The sequence below is a fragment of the Sporichthyaceae bacterium genome (assembly GCA_036269075.1).
In the GTDB taxonomy this organism is placed as follows: Bacteria; Actinomycetota; Actinomycetes; order Sporichthyales; family Sporichthyaceae; genus DASQPJ01.
Genome location: DATASX010000059.1, coordinates 50,967 through 70,191, shown reverse-complemented (window position 1 = coordinate 70,191; position 19,225 = coordinate 50,967). Strand labels below are relative to the sequence as shown.

Here is a 19,225-nt window from a genome sequence, read left to right as displayed (position 1 = left end):
CGCAGCGCCGGGGAGCGGGTGTCCTTGGCGCCGTCCTCGGCCGGTCGCGGAGCCGACAGGGGCTCCAAGGCGGCCTGCAGCAGGGCCATGTTCTCCTCGGTCTCGACCCAGCGCAGGGTCTGGGTCCCGTCCCCGTTGGGGCGCAGGAACGCACCCGCTTGGCCTTGGCGGTCTCCTCGCGGGGTTGCACGCCGTCGGGGTCGAGGTAGTGCTCCAGGACCTTGGTCAGTTTGCGGATCTGCGTGGCGTTGAGCTGGGCGGCGTGCTCGAGCAGGATCTCCTCGACCTCGACCTGCTGCTCGCTCGAAGCCACCAGCGGCAGTCCCGCCACCACCTCGACGATGGCCTTGGCCCGGTCCCGACAGATCAGCCCCTCGGCAAGAGCAAGTCCGGTGTCGGCCAGCTTCGACCCGAGGGCCTCGGCCAGTTTCACGGTGGTGGCGGCCTCGGTCGGGGACATGGTCAGGGCACCGATCAGGTAGGAGTGGGCATCGACCGCGCCGACCTCGGCCGGGACCCCACGCTCGATCACCTCGCGGAGCACGGCCAGTTCCATGGACTCGACCTGGGCGCGCAGGCGATGCACCTGCCGCAGCAGGTCCGAGACCTCAGACCCCGAACACGACCACAGCTCGTTCTCGAGGTATTTCCGCGCAGCGGTCAGAGCAGTCTCGAATTCCGAGACCGACCGAGCACCGCGTTATCCATGACCCAATATTAATCCAGGCCACCGACAAAAACCGGCGAACGAACAAATCCGCCAACCAGAATCGCCCGCCGAGAAGAACCGATTCCCCTACCTGACACAATCCCACCGACCCGAAACCCCTGCCGGCCTAACCGGCGCATTGACCTGCACAGAATCTCCTGCAGATGCCGCGCCCCAACCGGAGCAGATGGAATCTGACTCTGAATCAGCTACGACCTAAGGAGGCTCAAGCCCGCAGCAGCCGATTGATAACCCCGGGCGCTTCCTTCAGCCCACCGAATTCGACCACGGTGCCGCGGCCCGCCCGGGCGATTTCGCGACACTGGTCATTCGCCACGCCGGGAACGATGACGTGCACCAACTCCAAGCGCGCCGCTTCGACCACCGGGTCCAGGCCTTTATTGGCCTGACCGTCCGTCAGCAGCAGCGTCATTTTCCGTCCCGCATTCGACCGTGCCAACTGTGCTCGCGCCGCCGTGAGCCCGAGGGCCAGATTCGTCCAGCCATAACTGCGAAGCCCGAAAAGGTCATCGACAATCGCCTCGACCGGCCTCGACGACCCCTGTTGCCGCAGAACCAACGCCTTGTCCGCAACCGCGATCACGCTGAAGTCCGCAGGGGCCCGCATGGCCAGCGCCGCCGTGGTCACCGCGGCCGCGGACAGCCGTGACGCCCCCATCGACCCACTGTTGTCGACGACCAGGCACAACGCGGTCGGGCGCCGTTGCCACATCCGGGCCGGCAGGTGCTCGACGTCCAGCGGTTCACCGAGACTGCGTGCGATCAGCAGTTCCTCGAGCACTGCCTCCAGATCGACCTCGGCACCGGGTGTCCAGCGCGCCGAGCGCCACTTCCCGTCGCCGGACGCGGCGCCACCGGCCGCCTCTGCGAAGCGGATCACCAACCGCCCCGCGACCTCGCGCGCAACGCGACGCAACGCGCCGTCCTTGGCCTTGGCCAGATGCGGCATCAGATCGAGCAGCTGATCCAGGTCGGCGTCGATGGCGTCGGCGAGCGCACCACGGTCGACCTGTCCGGGGTCGGCGACGAGGTCTTGCAGCAGCGGGTACTGCTTGAGCTCCTCGCGGGTCCACACCTCGCGGCGGTCCATGTTCACCGCCGCGGCCACCTGGGACCCCGTCAGGATGTTGCTGGACGCGGTGACTTCGTCCTCGTCGCCCCCTACGGGGCGGTCGCTTTTCCCGGGGGCCGTTGGCTGTCGCGCTGCGCCGAATTCGATCGGGTTCGTGACGGCGGAGCGGCCAGGCCGACCTGGCCGCCGCCGCCGATCTCGCCCCCGAGGTGGATCAACCACAGTTCCTGGAGGATCTCCTCCGGGCTGCGGTCGGTGGCCTCGTCGACCCGGATCCGGCCGGACAGCGCGGTCATCACCGCGCGCTTGGTCACCATGGGGTCGCCGATGCTCAGGTCCTTCAACTCGGCCAGGCTGCGAGCGACCAGGATCAGGTCGATCGCGCCACGGACCGAGCAGCCGACGCGGATCTGCGGGTGCTTGCGGGTCGCCCGGACCAGGTTCACGACCGCGGTCACCAGTGGCCGGTTGTCGACGTCGGTGCGCCGCTCGACGATCTCGACCTCGTCCTCGGAGGACTGGTAGTCGACAAAAACACGACAGACCCGGTCCGAAATTGCGCTGGAGATCCGGGACGTGCCGACCGCGTCGTACGGGTTCATTGCCGCGACCAGGCGGAAAGTGTCGGCGGCGACGACCCGGCCCACTCGGGGCAGGTGCAGTTCGCCCTCGCTCATCACGGTGATGAGCGTGTTCAGCGTCTCCTCGGGGACCCGGTTGATCTCCTCGACGTAGAACAGCGCGCCCTCCTGGAGCGCGCGCACCAACGGGCCGGCGACGAACGCGTCGGCGGTGTACCCCTCGGCCAGGACCCGGCTGGGGTCGTGGTGGCCGACGATCCGAGCCGGCGTCAGTTCGGCGTTGCCCTCGACGAACACGAAGGGCACCCCGGAGTGGTGCGCCAGGCTGCGCAGCAGCGTCGACTTGCCCGTCCCCGGCGGCCCTTCCAGGACCAGGTGCCGCGTGGCGGCCAACGTGGCCACCACTGCCTCGCACTCCTCCTGACGGCCCGTCACATCAGCGGCGACCTGCGCCAGCAGCGCCGCCCCGAACGGCTGGGCGTTCGTCACGCGAGGTGCTTGGCGAACGAGGCGCGGTCGCCCGGGTCGAGCCAGAGCTCGCGGACGCGGCCCTCGGCCAGGCCGAGGATCACCCGGACGTGCTCGACGAATTCAGCGCCGTCGCGGGATCCGACCGCGTGCACCAACGAGACGGCGCCCCGGTCGCGCAGTTCGAAGGACTGCGGCTTGAACGCGAGCGTGCCGCCCGAGCTCTTGGCCAGGTCGGCGAAGTACTCGGCGAACCCGGCGACGCCAACGTGGTCGACGTTCTCCTCCCCGACCGTCGGCGCATGCAGCACGCTCGAGTCGGAGACCAGCGGCTCGAAGTCCGCCTGCTCCAACCGACCGGCCTCCAGGTTCCGCAGGAAGGCTCGGACGAGCGCGGTGTAGGGCGAGGGCATGTACACGTGGAATCTCCTGGGCCGGGAAAAAGTTCGTCCTGGCGGCGCACCGCAAGACTACGGTGCGCCGCCAGGACAGTTACGCCGGCCGAGCGGCGTCCGGAGCGGGTGCATTTCCCGCCCCGGACGACGATCGCGGCCGAATTGAACAACTGCCAGGGTCTGACTAACGACCTGTCGTCAGCCGATGCGCCGAACGATGGTCGTGTGGGTGCCGATCTTGGCCTTGATCGAGATCTCGCCCTTGGCGTCCGCGTTGGTCTCGGTGACCGGGGCGCCGGAGACGGCGACCTGGTACTTCGCACCCGGGGTGAGCTTGGTGACCTTGTAGGAGGTCGGCTCGCCCAGCTTCGCGCGGTCGACGGACGTGAACGCGCCGTAGAACGCGTTGGCGTCCGAGGTCGCCTGACGAACGCGCAGGGTCGGGAAGTCCACGCCCACGAGGGTCGGGAGGCGGAACTTCTCGGTGTTCGGGTTGCTGAACATGTTCCCGAACTGACCCGGCTTGGTGGCGGTGTACGCCGGCAGCAGCCAGTCGTTGAGCTGGCCACGCGGCCAGTCCTCGCCCAGACCCAGGTGGAAGAAGAACTCGCCGCGAGGGGCGTCCCACGTGGGCTCGTAGTTGTTCTGGATGTGCAGGTTGAGGCCCTCGAACAACTCGGTGTCGCCGTACTCCTGCGCGGCCGAGGTCGCGCAGATGGTGGCGTACTGGTAGTCGCCGGCGAGCCCCGGCAGACCGATCGAGAACGCCGAGCCGTCCTTCTGGAACTCGATGAACTTCTTCTTCGCGCCCTTGAACACGCGCTCGCCGAGCTCGCGGTCCAGGCCCGAGAGGTGGTACGCGTTCGCCCACCAGTTGTAGGCGAACTGGTGCTCCTCGCCATTCATCACGTAGCCGGTGGCGTCCGGGAACGCGAGGCCCTGCTCCTCGACGTTGATGGTCGGGTCCCAGTACAGTGCGTGCTTGTCGACCGGCTCGGTGCCGTAGCTCGGCGACATCGCATTCTCGCGGTACCAACGCTTCCAACCCTCGTAGGCCGAGGACATGTTGGTGCCGTGCATGACGTCGTAGAACCTCGAAGCCATACCCGTGAGGTTGTTGCACCACGGGTAGATCTTCATGACCTCGCAGCCCAGGCCGGTGATGTTGGCCCGGAGCTGGTTGGCGATGAGCTCGTTGAGCGAGCGGTGGTTGTACGTGTAGACGGTGTCCTTGTCGTACGCGACCTTGAAGTCGGTGTCGTACTTCGAGTCACCGGTGACGTAGTTGAAGAAGCTGATGACCAGGTTCAGGTAGCCCTTGTACATCAGGTTGCAGGCGCCGTTGCCGCGGACGGGGTCCGGGTCGTACTGGTACGGCTCGATGCCGTTGCCTGCCCAGCCGGGGATGTCGTACTTGCCCATGTACCCCGGCGGGAACAGGACAGCGGCCTCAGCCGGGTAGTTCGCGCGGTTCGGGTCCGGGCCGGAGTTCTCGATCCAGTCCCACATCGCCCAGTACTCGAGGAATCGGTCGGCCATGTAGCCGAGGACCTTGCCGTACTCCTCGCGCCACGCCGGGGTGTTCTCGGCCATCAGGCCGAGGGCGTACGTCGCGTACGACAGGTCGTAGCGGTGGTACACACCGATCGGCGCGCCGGTCATGTTGTCCCATGACGGGTGGACGCTGTCGTCCTTGAACCAGCTGTCGTCGAACGTGGTCTTGCGATCCAGGTAGGTCAACCAACCGATGGCCTCATCGGTCAGGTAGCCCTTGCCTGGGATGATGTCATCGGACGACATGACGCGGGCGGGGAACTCGCCCGCACTGTCGCCCGGCAGCGTGGGTGCTGCGTCAGGCACGAGTAGTGCTCCTTTGCTTCCACTGGCGGGGAGGGCGGACGACGCCCCCTTGGGAACGTCGACACTGGCAGCCGGGGCTGTCGCCTCCTTGGCTCTGCCAGCCTTGTCCACAGCCTCACCCACAGGTAACGACCGCGTTCGGCAAACCCGGCCGACGTGTTCGCCCCGCCAGGACCAAACCCCCATGGGGCATGGCTGGAAATGTGGTCTGCGCCACTGCCGGACCCCCCGAGCGGGTGTTCGGACGGCTTCCGGACCGTCCACAGACCTGGCGTGGCGGACGCCTCTCTCCGGAAGGTTGCACCTGGCTGTCTGACCTGCCAAGTTGGGCTGGTCACCTCGGTGGTCTGGTCGCCGCTCCTCGTGTTCTCGTCGGCCGGCCCGGCCCGCCTGGGTTCGATCACCAGTGCTAGACCAAAATGAGGTGGACGCGGATGGGCTCCGAGGCCGATCCGCTGCGAGCCGAAACCAGTCCCGGAACTTGATCCTGGAGGATCGACCAGCATGGCAGTTAAGTTCTTCTCCGAAGAGTGGTGCCAGGAAGTCATGGCGAAGATCAACGCCAATGAGGCCGTCTACAAGGGCTTCAAGGACGCCGGCTCGTTCACGCACAAGATGTACTTCAAGGTGCTGGACGGTCCGGAGACGAAGACCTACTTCACCTTCAACGCGGGCAAGGTCACCGAGTGGACCACCAAGCCGATCCACGAGGACAGCGAGATCGCCTTCGGCCTCGGCGGCAAGATCGAGCACTTCCGCGAGGCGGCCGAGGGTCGTACCGAGGGTGGCAAGCTGCTCATGGGCGGCAAGCTGAAGATCCTCGACGGCAACATCCAGCTGGCGATCCAGAACGCCGGCGCGTTCAACAACTTCCTGCTGTCCTTCGGCCAGGTCGACACCGACTGGGACATCTGAGGTGTCGGACGATTACCCCGTCTCGTTCTGTGAGAGCGGTTGCTGCACCGGGCAGGACGCCAACGGTGTGGCAGGCATCCTGCAGATGCTCCTCGGCCAGAACTTCGCCAACAAGCCGGAGCTGGTCAAGGTCGCGCGGCGCATGAAGCGCGAGGTGGCAGTGATCTCCACGGACACCGAAACCGAGGCGACCGTGGAGTTCGGACAGGATGGCGCAATCGTCCACAACGGGCTGCAAGGCAACCCGAGTGTCGCGGTCCACGCCACTGTGGACCAGATCCTCGATGTCTCACAGCTGAAGATGAAGGCCGGCGGCCTGCTGCCGGTCGGTTTCTTCACCAAGCGTGGTGGCAAGGTGCTCGGGCAGATCGCGACCCACAAGCTCGTGGTCAAGGGTCTGCTCACGCACACCGTCGCCTCGCTGCGCACGATCGCGTTGGTCTCGGTCGCCGACTGAGCGACCAACCACCCATGGGGGCCGCCGCTGCCGTTCCGGCAGGGCGGCCCTTGCGCGTGTTCGTGGCCGAGACACTTGCCTCCGCCTTCGCCGACGATCCCGCCTTCGCTGCGCTGTTCCCCCGAGACACCGCGCGAGCGCTGACCGACTGGTTCGACGCCGTCGCGGACGTGCTCACCGGTTGCGATTTGGCCCACGTCGGGACCCACGGCCCGGCTGTGGCGGTCTGGACGACCGGGTACTGCCAGGACTGCGTCGCCCGCCTCGACGACCGATTGTTCGAGGTGCTCAACCGCCACGCCGGGCCCACCGGGGTCGAGTTGGCCGCGGCGCTCGCCGAGGCCGCGGACGCCCCGGAGCCGGAGGACTGGTTCCTGCACTGGATCGGTACGCCGCGCGGCGAACGCCGTGCGGGCCACGGAAGGCGCCTGCTGACCCGGATCCTGCGCGAGTCCGGCGAGGCGGCCGCACCACTGTGGACCACGACAACCAATCCCGGCGCCGTCTCGCTCTACACCGGCCTCGGGATGTCGGTGCGCGCCGAACGGGCCGCGGTCGGCCGGTCCGACCTGACCTGCTGGACACTGTGCTCGACCCCCGACCGTAGCCTGGCCGACACCTGATCAATCGACGCTCCGCTTCGGAGAGGGTGGGTCGTGATGGACACCGCAGGGTCGGCGGCGAGGTTCGCGGTGATGGGCAATCCCGAGCCGTACGACGTCGACGCGCTGCGACTGCTCACGATGGTGCGGATGCGCCGTCACCTGCGAGCGGTGCTGCGGTTCTGGTTCCTGGCGGTTCCCGGATGGGCCCTGGCTGTCTGGGCAGCGCAGCGGGGGCTGTCGACCTCCTCGAGCCTGCGCCGCGCCATGGACGATCACCTTCTGCTCGGCCTGGTGGTGGCCGCATCGGCGTTCGTATTCGTCCTTGCCACGTTGATCGGACTCAAGTTCGTCCCGCCGGTCGGCCGCGTCGCTGCCGCGCTGGTGCCGGTGGTGATGTCGGGCGAGGAGCCCATCGTGTGCAGCGGGCAGGACGACGCGCGCGGCCTCGTCCCGATCCTGCGCCGCAAGTCGTTGATCGGATTCGGGTCCGCACTGGCCTCCGCGCTGTAGACCCTTCGTGGCATTCGGCGGGTGGTACGACGTCGGAAGAGCGTGGAACGCCGCGCACGGCCACGGGAGAACGGTCACGATCGGTCGCGACGCGTTCGTGGTCGGCGAGTACCACGGTCGAAACGACAACGGGTATTTCCTGTCCAGCCCTTACGGGAAGCTCTCGGCGAATGCGTATTCGTCCCCGAAACCGGGGCAGCGCTGGGCGGTGGCCGGGGACCGCGCCTATCTGGTCGGCGGCCACGGGTACATCGATCCGGCGCTTTTCGCCGCGTTCTTCACCGGCTTGGCGATCGGTGCCTGCTGCTTCCTCGTGGCGAACGGTCGGGAGGAACTGCGTCGTCGCACGGCCGCCGGCGAAGCGCCGCTGGAGGACTCCGTCGCGGCACTGCGGGCCGGTCACCGAGTGGTGCTCCACATCATGTTCCTGCCGGACGAGATCACGCTGGGGTTGCCCGGCCCTGGACAGCCGGCCGGGACAGGTGGGTCCCCCATGTCCCCACGGCACCCAGGGTTCGACCGAGCTCGCCCCCGGATGATCCGTCCGTCGCCCCGAGCCGCGGTGCGGAAGACCACCCATCGGCCCGTCCGATCGCGGCCTCCAGGACGCTGTTCGGCTTGCCGACGGTGGTTGTGGGCGCGCTGGTGGCCGTGGTGGGCTTGCTGGTCGGCGCCTTCGTCGTGGAGAGCTCCGACGATCATTCGGGCATCCCAGCCGGCGCCTCGCCCCCGCCAAAGGTGCCGACCCGCGAGCTCAACCTGTCCTACCTCTCGAGCACCGGGTTCAGCCCGATGGCCGACGCGTCCCCGGACGGACCGTTGGCTAGCGAGCTCATCGCGCGTGAGTTGCGCCTCGACGCTGCCCACACGAATCAGTTGGGTTCCAGTTGGACCGTGGTCGCCTACTCCGGATTCGTCGACCCGAACAGCCCCTCGTTGCGGGCAGCGGTCGACGTCATCGACGTGGGGAACATGCCCTGCGATCAAGCGGTCGCAGCTATGAACACCTGGTTCCGTGCCTCCGGAACCATTACCGGCGCGGTCAAGGGTCTGCCGGCGGGCTGGCTCGGCGCACGCGGACTGCGAACGCCGACCGATCCTGTTGTGGCGGTGGACGGCTGCCAGTCGGGCACGCTGGTGGATTTCACCGTCGAACCGCTGACCGGAAGCCCGGAGCCCTCACCCGCGGCCGTCCAGCTCGCTGCCGCCATCGCCAAGCACGGCATCACGAATTTCCGCGCGGACACCCTCGTGCAGACCCCTGACCGCACCTGAACCGACTGACCGCCGCCCTGCCCGAACAGCTACTCTCGCTCGAACAAGCCGGCGCCGTGACGGTCGTTCGAACGTGGCCCGACCGCGTCGCCGATCTGGAACGCGACTCCCGGAGGTGACCGTGTCCGACACCAAAGATCAGGTCTGCGGGATGAAGGTGGACCCGACGACTGCTCCGTCCTCGACCGTCCAGGGGATCACGTACTACTTCTGCTGCAACAACTGCAAGAAGACCTTCGACCGCAAGCCCGCGCTCTACATCGGCCACCCGCCGGGCCGCTGACCCCGAGCGGCGAACGCGAGGGTTCGCCGTTCGCCGATCGGGCGTTACCATCGAAGGAACCGACACGCACGGAAGGAGGCCCTGGTGCTACGTCCCGACGGCCTGGGGCTGCTCCCGGGCGACCACGTCTGCGGTTTCTACAGCGGCAAGGCAGCGTGCGACGAACTCACTGCCGCGTGGGTCACCGAAGGCGCGCGATCCGGACAGAAGTGCGTCTGCTTCGTCGAGGAGTCCGCGACGCTGCGGGACCGCTTCGCCAACGGCATCCCCGCGCAGTTGCGGCACATTGAGTTCTGCGACGTCGACGCGGCCTACCTGCCCAACGGCACGTTCTCCAAGGAGACGATGCTGAACCGGCTGCACGAATCGGTGTCGGCGGCCTGGGACGCGGGCTACCGCGACGTGCGCCTGCTCGGCGACATGAGCTGGGTGATCCGTTCCGGCGTCGACACCAGCGAGGTGTTCGCCTACGAGGCGGAGGTGAACGCCCTGTCCCCCAAGCAACGCGCGACGTTCGTGTGCCTCTACGACCTCGACCGGTTCGACGGGGCCCTGGTCGTCGAGGTGTTGCGGACGCACGCCAAGGTGCTGCTGAACGGGCTGGCGATCGCGAACCCGTACTTCACCGCACCACCGTCTCAGGCTCGCGGTGTCAGCGCCTGATCCCACCCGCGCCGAGCAGCTGTCCTCGGTCAACGCGGTTGTCGTCCTCTCGCTGATCCTCTCCCAGTCGAACTCCCCGCGGCAGGTCGTACACCTGGCCACCACGGCCGCACCGTCGATCGTGCCGTGCAAGCTCGTCGCCGTCTGGCACCCGACCGACTCCGGCAGCTACTTCGACCGCGCCCCGGACGGGGTCGACGAGCAGCTGGCCGAGCTGTCCCCGGCCGGCGGAAAACTGACGGTCGATCAGTTCCCTTTCGGGTGGGCATATCCGCTGAACAGCCCGACCGACAACTCGCGGCTGTTCCTCGTCGTGGCCGGTCCGTCGACCCCGAACGACGAGCAGCGGTTCCTGCTCACCGTGCTGGCCCAGTTGTGCGGAACGATCATCGCCAAGGCCGAGCTGTTCGCGGCGGAGCGGGCCACGGCCGAGGAGATGGCCGGGCTGAACTCCCGCCTGGAGTCCACGGTCGGTGCGCTGACCAAGGTGATGGAGACCCACCGCCGGCTGAACGAGGTCGCCGCCTCCGACCGCGGCGAGGCCGGCATAGCCGACGTCCTGCACCGGCTGTGCGGGCTGGCGGTGGTCATTCAGGATGCGCACGGCAACGTACGGGCCACCGCGGGCCCGATCGGCGACGCGATCTCGGACAAGGAGACCCCGGAGGCCCGCAAGGAGCTCATCCGGGTGCTGGCCACGGTGCGCCGGGCGGTGTACCGCCGCAACGCCTGGATGGTGCTGGCCAACCCGCACATCGACGTCCGCGGGGTGATCGCCCTGATCGACCCGGAGAAGCGGGCGACCGAGGGCGACCTGGCCGCGCTGGAGTACGCGGCGACCGTGCTGTCGATGGAACTGGCCCGGCTGCGCAGCATCGCCGAGATCGAACTGCGGACCCACCGCGACTTCGCCGAGGAACTGCTGGCCGGCGCCGAGGAGACCGCGGTCAAAGCGACAGCGCATGCGTTGGGCTACGACTCGCAGCGCCCGCACCGGGCGATCATCGTCTCCGGCGCCCGCCGCTCCCGGATCTCCGACTCATTCCTGCGGACCGTCAACCGCCACGTCCGCGCCTTCGACGTCGGTTCGTTGATGGTCGGCCGATCGGACTGCGTGATCGTGATGGCGCACACCGACATGACCTGGACCGACCTGCAGCACGCGATCGACGCCGAGCTGGCCAAGGAGAATTGCCGGATCGCGATCGGCTCGAAGTACCCGAACGTGTGGGAGATCCACAACTCCTACCGCGAGGCGCAGTTCGTCTCCGACCTGTCCTCGGCGATCTCGTCGAACTTCACCGATCCCGTGCTGGCGTTCGAGGAATTGGGGATCTACCGCATCCTCTCCTCGGTCACCAATCTCACCGAGGTCGAGCGATTCATGAAGGAGAAGCTCGGCACGCTGATCGAGTACGACAACGAGCACAAGTCGGCGCTGGTGCTCACCCTGGCGCGTTACTTCGACTGCGGCTGCAAGTACGACGACACCGCCGAGCGGATGAACATCCACCGCAGCACCCTGAAGTACCGCCTGCAGCGGATCCGCGAGCTCACCGAGTACAACCTCAACGACGGCTCGACGCGCTTCGACCTACATCTGGCGACTCGGATCTGGCTGACACTCGAGGCCCTGTCCGGCCCGACGAAGCAGGTCGGCCGCACCAGCTAGCTGTCCGAGGCCGCCACTGCTCCTGGCGGGAGCGGGTCAGGGCACGACCGGGGTGATCGGGCCGACCGAACCGGTGCCGGTCACCTCGTCGATCTGCGCCTCGTCGTAACCGAGGATGTCGTGCAGGACGTAGCGGTAGTCCTCGTTGCGCCGCGGGGCCCGCCGGTGCTCGGTCGGCATTTCACCGACGCGGATCGGCGAACCCGGCTGGCGGATCTCGCCCCAGTGCGGATGCTCGGTGCGCACGATCATGCCGCGCTGCTCGGCCAGCGGGTGGGCGAGCGCCTGCGAGACCGAGAGCACCGCTCCGCACGGGACGCCGACCTTGCGCATCCGGGAGACGACCTCGTCGGCGGTGTACTCCGCGATCACCGCATCGAGGTCCTCGATCAGCGCTTCGCGGTTGGTGAACCGGTCCGTGAAGGTCCGGTAACGCGCGTCGTCGGGCAGGTCGGGACGCTCGAACGCATCGCACATCCGCTGGAAGAACTTCTCCTTGGCGCAGCCGATGACGACCCAGCCGTCGGCGGCCTGGAACGCCTGGAACGGCACCAGCGACGGGTGCGCCGAGCGCCCCATCCGCTGCGGCTCGTGGCCACCGGTCAGGTGCCACGTGCCCGGGTAGCTCAGGAACGACATCGCGACGTCGTACAGGCTGACGTCGCAGTCCATGCCGACGCCGGTGCGACCGGCGGCCAACAGACCGGCGAGCAGGCTGTAGCCGGCAGCGAGACCGGCGGCGAAGTCGACGACCGACAGCCCGGATTTCGCGGGCGGGGCGTCGGGCTCCCCGGTCAGCGACATCCAGCCGGCCATGGCTTGCAGGATGTAGTCGTAGCCCGGCTCGTTGCGCAGGTCGCCGGACATGCCGAACGCGGACAGTGAGCAGCAGACGATCTTCGGGTTGAGGTGCTGGAGGTCCTCGTACCGGATCCGCAGCTTCTCCGGGACATCGCCACGCATGTTGAAGTACACGGCGTCGGAGACCTTCACCAAGTCCTCGAAGACCGCCCGGCCGCCGGCCGTTCGCAGGTCCAGGCCCAGGCTCTTCTTGTTGCGGTTGAAGGTCTCGTAGAACAGGGAGTCCTCGCCCTCCTGGAAGGGCACCACGTAGCGGCCGATGTCGCCCCGGGTGGGCACATCCTCGATCTTGATGACCTCGGCTCCGAGGTCGGCGAGGTGCACACTGCCGTACGGGCCGGCGCCGTACTGCTCGAGCGCGATGATCCGTACGCCTTCGAGTGGGCGGCGCGTCATGTGGGGCTCCGTTGCTGGGACTAAATATGTCTGAACGAGTGTGAACGCACCGCGCCGAAAGCGATATGGCCCGTCTCACTCCACCACAGGTTGTGGCGGGTGAGACGGGCCATATGCCCGGCGCCGTTCTGTCTGCCCCACGGCTTGTGGCGGGTGAGACGGACCATATGACGCTCCCGGGGCCGAGGATCAGCTCACGGGATCTCGACCTCGATGCGACCGCCGTTGGCACGGACGGCGAAGCAGGTCAGCTTCTCCCCGGTGGGGTTCACGCTGTCGCCGCTGGCGACGTCGAACTCCCAGAGGTGGACGTTGCAGGTCAGCACCCCGTCCGACAGGTCGCCGTCGGACAGCGGCGTGCCCTTGTGGGGGCAAGCGTCCTGGAAAGCGAGCAACTTCTCGTTGCTCCGGCAGATGAGGACCTTCTCCTTGCCGACCGTGACACCGGCGATGTCGCCGTCCCACAGCTCGTCGTCGTCGTAGACGTCGACCCAATTACTCACGTCGCCACCTCGTTGCACTCGTGTCGCAGCCGGTTCGGCTTGCTCACTTCTTAGTACCACCAGCCAGCCCGCAGCGCTCGAGCAGGGCTGCGCGGGCACCCTTGGCCGCGGCCGTGGCCTTCTTCACATCGGCCTTGCCCTCCGCCGGGATGGTGTTCAGCATCGAGGCAACGGACTTGGCAGCCTCGTCGGCGGCCGGGGTCCACTTGTCGACCCACCGCTGCAGCACGGCGGCGTTCTTCTTGTCCTGCCCGATCGCGTACTGGCACAACGCCGCGCTCCACCGCGCGGACCGCTCGTTGTCGTCGTTGAGGTTCGCCAGCAGCAGCGAGGTGAGTTCGTCGCCGTTCTTGCTGGCAACCTCGGAGAAGGTCTTGTAGAAGACCGACTCCAGCGTGGGCCGGAAGACCAGGTTGAGAGCGGTGAACGCCTCGCTCCAGTCGTAGGCGACCAGCGCCTCCTCGATCATCTTCCGGGCCGGCTGCCACTCCTTCTGGCTCTGCCAGGTGGCCTGCTCGCCGTCGACGAACCCGGCCTTCGGGTGAGCCATCTGCAGCTCACGGGTGCGATAGGCGACGACGCAGACCGCACGCACGTAGTCCGCGGCCTCGAAGCACGACGCGTTGGTGATGTACGAGGACGGGGCGATCTGCCCGACGTAGGCGGCCATCAGCTGCATGCCGTGCAACGGGTACCGGCCCGGCGTGAACACCGTGCGAAGCGTGTTCACCCAATCCTTGGACAGCTTCCCGTCGTGGCCCCGGTCGTGGAACTCCGAACACAGCTCGCGGACCACGACCTCCTTCTCGTCCTGGCGCGCGCAGTACTCGCGGTAGGTGTACTGGTCGGGGTCGCGGAACCCGTCCCAGTCCTCGCACGCCAGCGGCGAGTCGTCGCGGTAGGTGGAGAACCACATGTTCATCGGGGCCGCGGGGTTCGCCTCGTACGGCGCGTCGCGGCCCTTGCGCATGCTGTAGTGAAGCTGGTGGGTGACGATCTCGTACTCGCTCGGACGGCGACGGATGTCGCCGAAGGCGGACCAGGTCCGCAGCCTGCTGGCCACTTGACACTCCTGAGTGGGACGGGTCGCGCGGTTCCGGCGCGACGTTGGGTCGGTGCCACAGCGGCTGAACTGAGCCGGAGCGAGGGCCTGCCCGAGCCCCGGCCAGAAAGCCGCAATGTGCGCTGTCAGACCTTCTTTCGAGTCCAGATCAGCTGGTCGGAGTTCGAGCTGTCGATGACCCCGTTGAACGAGGACATCAGCATCTCCAGTTCGCGCATCGGGTAGTCACGACCGAGTTCCTTCTCGATCGAGGAGCGGGTGAGCAGCATCGGTGGGTCGCACTCGATGCGCACGTAGGCGTGCCGGTCGATAACGCGAACCTCCTTGTCCGGGTTGTCGTCCCGGGCGGCCTGGATGATGCCGTCGATCTCGTCGCTCATTCGGAGGATGGGGCCAACTCCTGGCATGTTCGATCTCCCTTCCGTGCCTAGTTGGCGTACTCGACGGTGACTTCACCCAGCGGCTGGATGATCGATTCCCCCACGGTGATGTCGTTGGGGACAGGCGTGCCCTCGTACGAGATCTTGTACTCGGCACCCTGGCGCTTGAAGAAGCGCTTGCCGATCATCAGGTCGGTGACCTTCTCGATCGCCTGCGGGATCGTGTCGGTGGACTCGAAGACCACCAGGTGGGTGATGTGGTCGCCCTTGAACCAGGCATTCACCGGGATCATCTGAACTTCGTCGCTCACAGTTCCTTTTCCTCTCTGAGTCGCAGGCGCCGGATCAGTCGAGCTCGTCGTGCCCGAGCTGGGTGTTGATGCCGCCGGCGTCCCAGAAGGACGTCACGTCGTCGATCTTGCCCCCCGCGTCGACGTGGAAGCGGAACAAATGCCGCTCGGAGAACTTCTTCCCCGTGGCGGCCACCGTCAGGTAGGGCGCGGCTTGCGTGCCCGAGATGGTGACCTCGGCGACGACATTGCCGTCGTCATCGGCGTAGATGTCGTTGACCTTGTTGGTCAGGTCCGGGAAAGCACGGAAACCCAGGCCCCAGACCGTGCGGCCGACGCCGTTCACGTAGCCGGTGCCGGAGACCCGGCGGGTCCGGTCGTGCTGCACGAACGGGACGTAGTCGAACTTAGCGCGTGGCGTGCACAGGTCGGCCATCGCGATCGTGCTGCGCTTCTTGTGTGCCGCGAAGAAGTCCTCGACCGTCTTGGTCGCGGCGTCCGAACGCTTGCTCATGCCCGCACCCCCGCAATCGCCTCTTCGTAGGTCTTGTTGGCGCCGAGGCTCCACTTCAGCTCATTCGTGCAGAAGAAGACCTTCAACGAGGCGACCGTGTTGCCGCCGGCCTCGATGCTCCACGCCTGCCGGGACTCCAGCATGCGGCCGTCGCGGTTGGGGACGTCGAAGAACGGCTCCTTCTGAGGGCCGGTCAGAACCACGTCGATCAGAGCCTTCTCCCCCGCCAGGACGGTCTTCCCGACGATGATCTCGAGGTCCGGGAAAGCCGTGAACAGGGGTTCGAAGAACTCCTTGGCCTTGGTACTGGCCGCGCCCTTGATGTTCAGCGGAACGATGTCGATCTTGCCGCCCTTGGTGGCCGCCGCGACCGCGTCGATGTCCCGCGCCGCGACGGCAGCGACCAAGGCCTCCACCGCTGCCTTGGCACTCATCGGGTGTGCTCCTTCATCTGGGATTCCTTACGCAGTAGAGAGCTGAGGGGACGTCAGACAGTTACATTGCGACGCTCCGCGTCGCTTCGCGGCGTAGAGCGCTTCGCGCTCTACGCCATTGGGTCCGTAGCGGGCTGGGCATTGCGAACCCTCAGAACACCAGGACGGGCTTGACGCTGACGCCGGCCTCGGTGTCGTGCGCAGCCTTGTTGACCTCGTCGAGCTTGTAGGTGGTGACGAGCTTTTCCAGCGGGAAGTTGCCCTGCTGCATCAACGTGACGAGACGCGGGATGAAGATCTGCGGCGAGAGGTTGCCACTCTCGATGTGCCCGACGATCCGCTTGCCGGCCAGCATGACGTCGTTCATGTCGAAGCTGTATTCGGTGCCCAGGGCGGCGGCGCCGATCAGCGCACAGGTGCCCATAGTGCCGAGGCTGTCGATTGCCTGCCGGGCGACCTTCGGGCTCGCGGTGAGCTCGATGGAGTAGTCCGCACCGCCACCGGTGATCTCCTTGATCGCCTCGACCGAGTCGACCTCGGCGCCGTTCACACCGTGGGTCGCGCCCAGGGACTTGGCGAGCTCGAGGCGCTGCGGCTTGATGTCGACCGCGATGATCGTCGTGCAGCCGACGGCCTTGGCGGCCATCAGCGCGGCCAGACCGACCGAGCCGGCGCCGAAAATCGCGATCGAGGTGCCGAGCTCCGGGTTGAACGTGCTCAGCACTGCGGCCGCGCCGGTCTGGATGCCGCAACCCATCGGGCCGAGCAGTTCCAGCGGAGCGGCCGGGTCGACCTTGACGACGCTGCGCTCGTAGGCGATGGAGTGGCTGGCCCAGGACGACTGACCGAAGAAGTGACCGGACAGCCGCTCACCCTTGGCGTCGGTGAGCGCGCTGGACTCGTCGGACAGGCGGCCGCCGGAGAAGTTGGCGCCGTAGAGCTGGGCGCAGTAGGCGGGGCGGCCGAGGGTGCAGGACTTGCAGATGCCGCAGGACATGTAGCTCATGACCACGTGGTCGCCCGGCTGGACCCGGGTGACGTTCTTGCCGACGGCCTCGACGACACCCGAACCCTCGTGACCGAACACGGCGGGCAGCGGGACGGGATACCACTGGTCCCGGCAGATCAGGTCGGTGTGGCAAACACCGGCACCCACGTTGCGGACGAGGACCTCGTCCTCACGGGGGTCGGCCAGGTTGACCTCCTCGATCTGGAAATCCTCGCCCTGACCACGACAGACCGCAGCAGTGATTTTCACCTGATTACTCCAAGCTCGCACGAGTGGAACGCCGTTTGCGGTACTTGCCCGACAGGCGCGCGCCGGGGGGACGGGGGGACGGTCCGGGCGCGCCTGCAAGCTTCGGCGGACCAGACACTACGTGCGGACTTTCGGTCGCGGCTTCGGTCGCGACGGCCAATCAGCACGGGCCTGGTCAGCCGTACCGGCTGACCAGGGAATTCTTCTCGGCGTCGGCAGTCCTTGGCCACAGCATCGCGTTGTGAAGTGGGCTACTTCGGACGCGCCGAGTTGATCCGGACCGGCTGTGAGCCGCGTCACTCCGGGTCGATCCGCGAGCCCCACCGGCCGCAAAACGCGACGTCGCGGGCGCTTGGTGCCTGCCCGCGACGTCGGAATTGGAGCTGTTCGGCTCAGCCGGCGGACCGCGCCAGCAGTCCATATGTGACGGAATCCGCAAGGGCCTGCCAGGACGCCTCGATGATGTTCTCGTGGACGCCGACGGTGTCCCACTCACGTTCGCCGTCGGTCGTCTCCACCAGAACCCGCACGACCGCGCCGGTCCCGTGCGAGCCCTCGATGATGCGCACCTTGTAGTCGAGAAGTTCAAGGTGCGCGAGATCCGGGTAGACCTGTTCGAGCGCTTGCCGCAGCGCGGTGTCCAGCGCGTTGACCGGGCCGTTCCCCTCGCCGGTGGCGACCATCCGCCGTCCGCCCGCATGCACCTTGACGGTGGCCTCCGTACGCACCGTGCCCGCCCCGTCGCGGTCCACGATGACACGCCAGGACTCCAACTCGAAGGTGCTCACCGCACCCGGGTCGAGCTCTTGGCGGACCAGCAGGTCAAAGCTGGCGTCCGCGGCTTCGAAGGAGTAACCACGGGCCTCCAGTTCCTTGACCCGCTCGACGACCCGGCCGAGCGCATCCTTGTCCGCGGACAGGTCGTGACCCATCTCGCGGCCCTTGAGCTCGACGCTGGCCCGGCCGGCCATCTCCGAGACGAGCATCCGCATGTCATTTCCGACCTTGGACGGGTCGGTGTGCTGGTAGAGGTCCGGGTCGACCTTGATGGCGCTGGCGTGCAGCCCGGCCTTGTGCGCGAAGGCGCTCTCCCCCACGTAGGGCGACTGGTGGCGCGGCGTCTGGTTGGCCACTTCGGCGATCGCGTGACTGACCCGGCGCAGCTCCCCGAGGCTGCCTTGCGGGAGTACGAGGCGGTCCATCTTGAGTTCGAGATTCGCCACCACGGTGGCCAGGTTCGCGTTGCCGGACCGCTCGCCGTAACCGTTCATCACGCCCTGCACGTGGGTGACGCCGGCCTCCACCGCTGCGATGGTGTTCGCCACCGCGCAGCCGGCGTCGTCGTGACAGTGGATGCCCAAGCGGGCACCGGAGCGGGACAGCACCTCACCGACGGAATCCATCAGCCGGCTGGGCAACTGCCCGCCGTTGGTGTCGCAGAGCACGATGACATCGGCTCCGGCCTCGGCCGCGGTGCGCACGACCTCGAGGGCGTAGTGCGGGTTCGCCGCGTAGCCGTCGAAGAAATGCTCCGCGTCGACGAACACCCGACGACCCGCGGCCCGCAGGTGTGCCACGGTGTCGCGGATCATCGCGAGGTTCTCGTCGAGCGTGGTCTTCAGCGCCCGCAGGACGTGTCGGTCGTGGCTCTTGGCGACCAGGCAGATCGTGCCGGCCCCGGAGTCGCGAAGCGCCGCAACCTGTGGGTCGTCGGCCGCTTTTCCGTCTGCCTTGCGGGTGGAGCCGAAGGCCGTGAGCACCGAGTTCCGGAGCTTCAGTTCCTGCTGAGCGCGCGCGAAGAACTCGGTGTCCTTGGGCAGGGCACCGGGCCAGCCACCTTCGATGAACCCGACACCGAGGTCGTCAAGGTGCTGGGCAATCGCCAGTTTGTCCGCCACGGTCAGCGCCATGCCCTCGCCCTGCGCACCGTCGCGCAGCGTCGTGTCGTAGACGTGGAAGGCGTCACCGACCGCCGGGGTAGTGAAGACCGTGCTCATCGTGCTTCTCCTGTTCGCTTGCCCCTGACAAACAAAAAACCCC

22 protein-coding genes are annotated in these 19,225 nt (G+C 67.3%); 8 read left to right on the top strand and 14 right to left on the bottom strand.

What is annotated here, in order from left to right:
• From VHU88_10695 to VHU88_10675, 5 genes are all read right to left on the bottom strand, one after another.
• A partial coding sequence (locus VHU88_10695; GenBank protein HEX3612144.1) for a DUF222 domain-containing protein occupies window positions 1–586 on the bottom strand: 586 nt, incomplete at its 3' end.
• Between the two features lie 349 nt (window positions 587–935).
• Complete coding sequence (locus VHU88_10690) at window positions 936–1,838, bottom strand: vWA domain-containing protein (GenBank protein HEX3612143.1); 903 nt, start codon at window positions 1,836–1,838, stop codon at window positions 936–938.
• Between the two features lie 53 nt (window positions 1,839–1,891).
• On the bottom strand, window positions 1,892–2,872 hold the full coding sequence (locus VHU88_10685; protein HEX3612142.1) for a MoxR family ATPase: 981 nt from the start codon (window positions 2,870–2,872) through the stop codon (window positions 1,892–1,894).
• Window positions 2,869–3,270: a hypothetical protein gene (locus VHU88_10680; GenBank protein ID HEX3612141.1), complete on the bottom strand. Its 402-nt coding sequence runs from the start codon at window positions 3,268–3,270 to the stop codon at window positions 2,869–2,871. The genes VHU88_10685 and VHU88_10680 overlap by 4 nt, the downstream gene beginning before the upstream one ends.
• Window positions 3,271–3,444: 174 nt before the next feature.
• Window positions 3,445–5,106: a hypothetical protein gene (locus tag VHU88_10675; GenBank protein ID HEX3612140.1), complete on the bottom strand. Its 1,662-nt coding sequence runs from the start codon at window positions 5,104–5,106 to the stop codon at window positions 3,445–3,447.
• Between the two features lie 504 nt (window positions 5,107–5,610).
• On the opposite strand from VHU88_10675, the gene VHU88_10670 reads away from it, so the two are divergent.
• The 8 genes from VHU88_10670 to VHU88_10635 all read left to right on the top strand — a co-directional run bounded on the left by VHU88_10670 (window position 5,611) and on the right by VHU88_10635 (window position 11,486).
• Entirely contained in the window at window positions 5,611–6,021 is a 411-nt protein-coding gene (locus VHU88_10670) for an SCP2 sterol-binding domain-containing protein (GenBank protein ID HEX3612139.1), read from the top strand.
• A gap of 1 nt (window position 6,022) precedes the next feature.
• Complete coding sequence (locus tag VHU88_10665) at window positions 6,023–6,478, top strand: hypothetical protein (GenBank protein ID HEX3612138.1); 456 nt, start codon at window positions 6,023–6,025, stop codon at window positions 6,476–6,478.
• A 14-nt stretch (window positions 6,479–6,492) separates the two neighbouring features.
• Window positions 6,493–7,101 (top strand): hypothetical protein, encoded by a 609-nt coding sequence (locus tag VHU88_10660; protein ID HEX3612137.1) that lies wholly within the window; start codon window positions 6,493–6,495, stop codon window positions 7,099–7,101.
• 36 nt (window positions 7,102–7,137) lie between these two features.
• Complete coding sequence (locus VHU88_10655) at window positions 7,138–7,593, top strand: hypothetical protein (protein ID HEX3612136.1); 456 nt, start codon at window positions 7,138–7,140, stop codon at window positions 7,591–7,593.
• Between the two features lie 618 nt (window positions 7,594–8,211).
• Entirely contained in the window at window positions 8,212–8,868 is a 657-nt protein-coding gene (locus tag VHU88_10650) for a hypothetical protein (GenBank protein ID HEX3612135.1), read from the top strand.
• 121 nt (window positions 8,869–8,989) lie between these two features.
• Window positions 8,990–9,151, top strand: a complete 162-nt coding sequence (locus VHU88_10645; protein ID HEX3612134.1) for a YHS domain-containing protein — start codon at window positions 8,990–8,992, stop codon at window positions 9,149–9,151.
• Window positions 9,152–9,235: 84 nt separating this feature from the next.
• On the top strand, window positions 9,236–9,814 hold the full coding sequence (locus VHU88_10640; protein HEX3612133.1) for an MEDS domain-containing protein: 579 nt from the start codon (window positions 9,236–9,238) through the stop codon (window positions 9,812–9,814).
• Entirely contained in the window at window positions 9,801–11,486 is a 1,686-nt protein-coding gene (locus tag VHU88_10635) for a helix-turn-helix domain-containing protein (protein HEX3612132.1), read from the top strand. Before VHU88_10640 ends, VHU88_10635 begins: the two co-directional genes overlap by 14 nt.
• A gap of 36 nt (window positions 11,487–11,522) precedes the next feature.
• Here VHU88_10635 and VHU88_10630 read toward each other — a convergent pair whose 3' ends face one another.
• From VHU88_10630 to cimA, 9 genes are all read right to left on the bottom strand, one after another.
• The gene (locus VHU88_10630; protein HEX3612131.1) at window positions 11,523–12,743 is read right to left on the bottom strand and encodes a CoA transferase; all 1,221 of its coding nucleotides are present in this window, start codon (window positions 12,741–12,743) and stop codon (window positions 11,523–11,525) included.
• A 194-nt stretch (window positions 12,744–12,937) separates the two neighbouring features.
• Entirely contained in the window at window positions 12,938–13,246 is a 309-nt protein-coding gene (locus VHU88_10625) for a Rieske 2Fe-2S domain-containing protein (protein HEX3612130.1), read from the bottom strand.
• Between the two features lie 43 nt (window positions 13,247–13,289).
• Window positions 13,290–14,309, bottom strand: a complete 1,020-nt coding sequence (locus tag VHU88_10620; GenBank protein ID HEX3612129.1) for a hypothetical protein — start codon at window positions 14,307–14,309, stop codon at window positions 13,290–13,292.
• A gap of 125 nt (window positions 14,310–14,434) precedes the next feature.
• The gene (locus VHU88_10615) at window positions 14,435–14,716 is read right to left on the bottom strand and encodes an MmoB/DmpM family protein (GenBank protein HEX3612128.1); all 282 of its coding nucleotides are present in this window, start codon (window positions 14,714–14,716) and stop codon (window positions 14,435–14,437) included.
• A gap of 20 nt (window positions 14,717–14,736) precedes the next feature.
• Window positions 14,737–15,000 carry a toluene-4-monooxygenase system B family protein gene (locus VHU88_10610; protein ID HEX3612127.1) on the bottom strand — a complete coding sequence of 88 codons (264 nt, stop codon included), beginning with the start codon at window positions 14,998–15,000 and terminating at the stop codon, window positions 14,737–14,739.
• 34 nt (window positions 15,001–15,034) lie between these two features.
• Window positions 15,035–15,493: an ester cyclase gene (locus VHU88_10605; GenBank protein HEX3612126.1), complete on the bottom strand. Its 459-nt coding sequence runs from the start codon at window positions 15,491–15,493 to the stop codon at window positions 15,035–15,037.
• The gene (locus tag VHU88_10600) at window positions 15,490–15,927 is read right to left on the bottom strand and encodes a hypothetical protein (GenBank protein ID HEX3612125.1); all 438 of its coding nucleotides are present in this window, start codon (window positions 15,925–15,927) and stop codon (window positions 15,490–15,492) included. Before VHU88_10600 ends, VHU88_10605 begins: the two co-directional genes overlap by 4 nt.
• Before the next feature lie 151 nt (window positions 15,928–16,078).
• Window positions 16,079–17,185, bottom strand: coding sequence for an NAD(P)-dependent alcohol dehydrogenase (locus VHU88_10595; GenBank protein ID HEX3612124.1), 1,107 nt, complete (start codon window positions 17,183–17,185; stop codon window positions 16,079–16,081).
• A 392-nt stretch (window positions 17,186–17,577) separates the two neighbouring features.
• The gene (cimA, locus tag VHU88_10590; protein ID HEX3612123.1) at window positions 17,578–19,182 is read right to left on the bottom strand and encodes a citramalate synthase; all 1,605 of its coding nucleotides are present in this window, start codon (window positions 19,180–19,182) and stop codon (window positions 17,578–17,580) included.
• Window positions 19,183–19,225: the final 43 nt, after the last annotated feature.

Bases quoted from the DNA above. Each gene is read 5' to 3' on its own strand.
- VHU88_10670 (HEX3612139.1), top strand. From the start codon at position 5,611: ATGGCAGTTAAGTTCTTCTCCGAAGAGTGGTGCCAGGAAGTCATGGCG.
- VHU88_10660 (HEX3612137.1), top strand. From the start codon at position 6,493: ATGGGGGCCGCCGCTGCCGTTCCGGCAGGGCGGCCCTTGCGCGTGTTC.
- VHU88_10655 (HEX3612136.1), top strand. From the start codon at position 7,138: ATGGACACCGCAGGGTCGGCGGCGAGGTTCGCGGTGATGGGCAATCCC.
- VHU88_10630 (HEX3612131.1), bottom strand. From the start codon at position 12,743: ATGACGCGCCGCCCACTCGAAGGCGTACGGATCATCGCGCTCGAGCAG.
- VHU88_10615 (HEX3612128.1), bottom strand. From the start codon at position 14,716: ATGCCAGGAGTTGGCCCCATCCTCCGAATGAGCGACGAGATCGACGGC.
- VHU88_10605 (HEX3612126.1), bottom strand. From the start codon at position 15,493: ATGAGCAAGCGTTCGGACGCCGCGACCAAGACGGTCGAGGACTTCTTC.
- VHU88_10600 (HEX3612125.1), bottom strand. From the start codon at position 15,927: ATGAGTGCCAAGGCAGCGGTGGAGGCCTTGGTCGCTGCCGTCGCGGCG.
- cimA (HEX3612123.1), bottom strand. From the start codon at position 19,182: ATGAGCACGGTCTTCACTACCCCGGCGGTCGGTGACGCCTTCCACGTC.